Annotated in this window: 1 protein-coding gene; it reads right to left on the reverse strand. The window is 56.3% G+C overall.

Translation table 11 applies throughout. The features are described from left to right. Nucleotides 1–114: 114 nt before the first annotated feature. Nucleotides 115–1,061, reverse strand: a 947-nt coding sequence (locus FWJ67_RS11280; RefSeq protein WP_414482882.1) for a restriction endonuclease, incomplete at its 5' end; no start/stop codon positions are given.

Here is a 1,061-nt window from a genome sequence, read left to right on the forward strand (position 1 = left end):
CGACATCGCTCAAGGACCGGATGCGATCAATGTCCGCCTTGTCAAGATTGGTCCGTCGAATGGTGAGCGTATTTCCCTTTTAGAACACATTCCTGACGCGTCTCGCAGTCTCGCTCACTCATCCGGGGCCAAATAGTAAACGGGACGAAGGGGCAGCAGTCGGCGCTGGGCCTCAGGGATCTTATCGTAGTACTCAACCCACAGGTCAAATAGCCGTTTGAGATCTAATAACATGATCCGCCGCCGTTCTTGACGCCGAGCTTCATCCTGCGCGTCACGAGTGAAGCCACCCGTTGAGACGAAAATACCAACGTCGGAATCACCGAGGACCGCCATAAACCCACGGACTCCGTCCACTGTAATCTTGTCGAGTTTCCGTTTGACTTGAACCTTAATGCGGGGCCCCCTCACTCCCAACGGGTCTACGTGGGCAATGATATCGATCCCCCCATCCGGACCGGGCGGTGCAATCCAATCGACGTGATATCCCATCCCTCGAAAGAGACCGGCGACCAACTGCTGGAAGTCATAAGGGCTCATATCTTGCAGGTGCGTCTCTATCTCAAGCCAAGCGGCTTCTTCCGCTTCCTCCACGGTGGTGGACCTTACATCGGTGTCGTCTTCCGTGTCCTCCGGCTCGGCAGCTGACTGGTCCTCCTTCCACTTTCGGTACAACATCCTGACCTCACGATCGAAGTCCTCCGGATCAGTCAACCTGTGGTAGGCGGCACGTCCTTCGTCTGTTAGGTACCAGGATCCCTTGTCCTTCACCAGCCAGCCGGCCTTGACAGCAGGGATTGTACAGAAGCGGACAATCCTTTCGTAGCGCCGTGTAGTCGGGCGGTCCGGATACGTGGACTGTTCGAACGCGGTCGGTGGAACAACCGCCTCTAGCCGTTGGAGCACCTCCTTTGCGGGCAAGCCCTCCGGATAGGACAATAAAATTTTGAACACTCCCCTTAGGAGCTCGCCACGCCGGCGCCGGGTGATTTCAGCCACTTCCACGTCCTCCTTGAATAAGACACCTTGTCCCTTCTGCACTGGCTCTTGGAACACGATTA

The organism is Limnochorda sp. (assembly GCF_047459355.1).
In the GTDB taxonomy this organism is placed as follows: Bacteria; Bacillota; Limnochordia; order Limnochordales; family Limnochordaceae; genus Limnochorda.